We start from the raw sequence: 3870 nt of genomic DNA on the forward strand, positions 1-3870 counted from the left end.
GGTCGGCCTCGCGGCTGCCCTCGTCGGACAACCGGAAGAATAAGCCTCCCAAGGCGATCTTGACGATGCGCGGACATTTTCTGTCCGTGCATCGTCAGCCCATGCCAAGCCTGGCGATCGAGGACAATGACAGAACATTCCGAGCTCCCCGCCATCGAGATCGACGGCATCAGCAAGGCGTTCGGACCGACCGTTGCGCTGGACGGCGTGTCGTTTGCGATCGCGCCCGGCAGCGTCCATGCCCTGCTCGGTGAAAACGGAGCGGGCAAGTCGACACTGGTGAAGCTGCTGTCCGGACTGGTCCGGCCGAGCCAAGGCCATGTCCGTGTCTTCGGCAAGGAGATCGCTTACGGCGCGCCGCGCGCAGCACATGCGCTGGGCATGCAGACAGCATTCCAGGAGATGACCTTGGTGCGCGACCTCTCCGTCCTCGACAACATGATGCTGCCTTACGCCCCGGTCGGCATCTCCGGCCTGATCCGCCGCGGTGCCGCCCGCAAGGCCGTCCGCCGCCATATCGAGGATCTCGGTTTTTCCGTCGATCTCGACGCCGAGGTGAGTGAGCTCGAGCTTTCGGTGCGCCAGAAGATCGAGATCGCGCGTGCCGTCTACCGCAAGCCGCGCATCCTTTTGCTCGACGAACCGACCTCGACGCTCGCCGGCCGCGATGTTGACTGGCTGGGCGACATCATCGCCGGGCTGAAGGCGGCGGGTACCACCATCGTCTTCATCACGCACCGCATGCGCGAGGTCCGCGCCTTTTGCGACACGCTGACGATCCTGAGAAACGGCCGCCACATCGTCACCGCGCCGGTTGCCGATGTCTCGGATGGCGACGTCATCGAAAAGATCATCGGCCGCAGCATCGAGCAGACCTTCCCGCCCAAGCCGGACAGCGCCCAGGCTTTCGGGCCGCCGGTTCTGGGCGTGCGCGACCTAAAGGTCGGGCGCAAGCTCGACGGCGCCGGCTTCGATCTGCGCAAGGGCGAAATCCTCGGCGTCGCCGGGTTGCAGGGCATGGGCCAGCAGGACCTGTTCCTGGCCTGCTTTGGCATGGCCGAGATCGAGCGCGGCCACATCCTCGTCGACGGCCGCAAGGTCTGGCTCGGTTCGCCGGCCGATGCCTTGCGCCCCAACATGGCCATCGGCCTGGTGCCGGAAGACCGCAAATCCGAAGGCCTGTTCCTGAAGCTGTCGGGCAGCCAGAACGCCACCCTGCCGGTGATATCGCGCTTCACACGGCTAGGCCTTGTCGACGCGCAGGCTGAGACCCGCTCCGTCGAGGCGGCATTCGACACTGTCGAGGTCGACCGCCGCGCGCTTTGGACGCGGGCCGGTGCGTTTTCCGGGGGCAACCAGCAAAAAATCGCCATCGCCAAATGGCTGGTGGCGCAGAGCCGCATCCTTCTGTTGTTCGATCCCACCCGAGGCATCGACGTCGGCACCAAGCACGAGCTTTATGTGATGATGCGAAACTACGTGGCTTCGGGCGGTTCGATCCTGCTGCACTCGACCGAGATTCCCGAACTCGTCCACCAATGCGACCGGGTCCTGGTTCTCTACGACGGGCGCATCGCCGCCGAACTCGAAGGCGACGCCATCACCGAACCGGCCATCATGCGCCCGGCGCTTGGCCATGCCGGGGAAGCCGCATGAGCAGCGCAGCAGCCTCATCCCCTGTTCCCGGCGGCTTCGGTCTGCGCCGCGCGCTGGTGCGCAATCGTGGCGCGCTGATTGCCGCGATCGTCCTGGCGATCCTGCTCTTCGTTGTCGACTGGATCAACGCCGGGCCGCTGACCTATTTCGACGTGTCGTTCCTGTCGAGCGGCGGCACCACCTCGGCGCTCGCCGCGATCGGTCAGACCATCGTCATCCTGTCGGGCGGTTTCGACCTCTCTGCCGGCGCGGTGATATCGCTGGTCAATGCCGTGCTGGCATCGAGCATGGACCCGATGGCGCCAGGCGCCAGCATCATCCTGTGGACCGCCGTCGGCATCGGCGTCGGCATGGCGGTGGGCGCCTTCAACGGCTTCTTCATCGCCGTGCTGCGCATGCAGCCCATCGTGGTGACGCTGTCGACCATGTTCATCCTGCAAGGCGTGACGCTGCTGGTGATGGACAAGCCCGGCGGCTTCGTGTCGCCCGATCTCGGTACCTTCTATCTTGGCGACGCGATCACCGGCTGGCTGCCGATGCCGCTGGTGGTGATCGGCGTCGTCCTGCTCGCCTGGTTCTGGCTGAAGGGAACCCGCTTCGGCACAGCACTTTATGCGGTCGGCAGCGATCCGGAGTCGGCCGCTTCCGTCGGCATCAATGTCGTGCTGGTGCGCTTTGCCGTCTATGTCATCGCCGGCGGCTGCTATGGCCTTGCCGGCGTCTTCATCAGCGCCCAGACCGGCAGCGGTGATCCGCTGGTCGGCAATCCGCTGCTGTTGTCGATGTTCGCGGCGGTCGTCGTCGGCGGCACGCGCCTCGGCGGCGGGCAGGGCGGCCCGGTGGGTTCGGTCTTCGGCGCCTACATCCTGATGATCGTGGTGAACATCCTGCTGGTGCTCAATGTCTCGGCCTATTATGCGACCATCGCCGAAGGCACCATTCTGGTGCTGGCAGCACTTGCCGGCTCCATCTCGCATGCATCGGTGCTTGCCGTGCAGCTACGCGCCGCGCGTGCCCGGCTCGCCGCCTGGCGCGCCGGCATACTGCCCTCGCAACTCGAGCGCGTGGACCGGCGTCTCAAGACCGCCGAACCAGCCCATGCCCAGCGCAGTCCGGCGGCGCCGCGCCCTGCCTTCCACCTGCGCAACGCGGAAACGCTGCGTTATGCGCTGCCCGCCTATGTCTGCCTGCTGCTCATCGTGGTCGTCACGCAGGTCTGGCTCGGCCGCGCCATCCTCAATCCGGGGTACTGGAATTCGCTGCTGGTGCTATCGTCCTTCCTAGCCGTCCTGGCGCTGGGGCAGGGAACCGTCATTCTGACCGGTGGCCTCGACCTCTCCGTGCCGTGGACGATCGGCATCTCCGGCATCATCCTGGCCGGCATGGTCAACGGCTCCGACGCCGCCCTTGTCTACGCCTTGCCGGTCGTCCTGTTGATGGCCTGCGCCATTGGCTTCGCCAATGGTTTCGGCATCGTCTATCTCGGCATCTCGCCGATCGTCATGACGCTCGCCACCAACGGCATCCTGCAAGGCTGTGCGCTGCTCTATTCGCAGGGCACGCCGGCCGGTTTTTCCTCGCCGATGCTGCGCTGGGTCATGACGGCCAAGCTCGCCGGCCTGCTGACTCCAATAGTGCTGCTGATGGTCGTCTTTGTCGTCGCGGCGGTACTGCTGCTTGGCCGCACCCCGTTCGGACGACGCGTCTACGGCATCGGCAATGGGCTACGCGCGGCGCGCTTGTCGGGCATCGGCGTCGAGCGCACGCTGATCCTGGTCTATATGCTTTCGGCCGTCTGCGCGGCTGTTGTCGGCATCATGCTGACCGGCTTTTCGGGTCAGGCAAGCCTTGGCATGGGCGACGACTACCTGTTGCCGTCGATCGCTGTGGTGGTGGTCGGCGGCGCGCTGATCACCGGCGGACGCGGCCACTATCTCGGCATGCTCGGCGGCGTGTTGTTGCTGACCGCACTGCAGATGCTGCTCGCCGGCACCACGCTTCCCTATGCCACGAGGGCAATTCTTTACGGACTGGTCGTTCTGGGCGCCGTCATGGCGCTGCGCGAACGGCGGCTGCAATGAGAAGGACAGGACCATGAGCACAAGGGCGCCGGCATCGGCGGACGAATTTTTGACCGGGCTGAAAGGCCAGCGCGTGCTGGTCACGGCGGGCGCCGGCGGCATCGGGTTTGCCATAGCCGACACGCTGTCACGC

General features: G+C 65.8%; 2 protein-coding genes. Both read left to right on the top strand.

Features of this window, described 5'->3' with window-relative positions:
- The first annotated feature begins 126 nt into the window (after positions 1 to 126).
- Positions 127 to 1656: a sugar ABC transporter ATP-binding protein gene (locus EN893_RS22940; protein WP_127271393.1), complete on the top strand. Its 1530-nt coding sequence runs from the start codon at positions 127 to 129 to the stop codon at positions 1654 to 1656.
- Positions 1653 to 3737, top strand: coding sequence for an ABC transporter permease (locus EN893_RS22945; RefSeq protein WP_127272523.1), 2085 nt, complete (start codon positions 1653 to 1655; stop codon positions 3735 to 3737). Before EN893_RS22940 ends, EN893_RS22945 begins: the two co-directional genes overlap by 4 nt.
- Positions 3738 to 3870 lie beyond the last annotated feature (133 nt).

This window comes from Mesorhizobium sp. M7A.F.Ca.CA.004.04.2.1, assembly GCF_004022825.1.
Lineage (GTDB): Bacteria > Pseudomonadota > Alphaproteobacteria > Rhizobiales > Rhizobiaceae > Mesorhizobium.

What these genes read in the sequence shown, in the direction of transcription:
- EN893_RS22940 (WP_127271393.1), top strand. Translation starts at nt 127, where the DNA reads ATGACAGAACATTCCGAGCTCCCCGCCATCGAGATCGACGGCATCAGC.
- EN893_RS22945 (WP_127272523.1), top strand. Translation starts at nt 1,653, where the DNA reads ATGAGCAGCGCAGCAGCCTCATCCCCTGTTCCCGGCGGCTTCGGTCTG.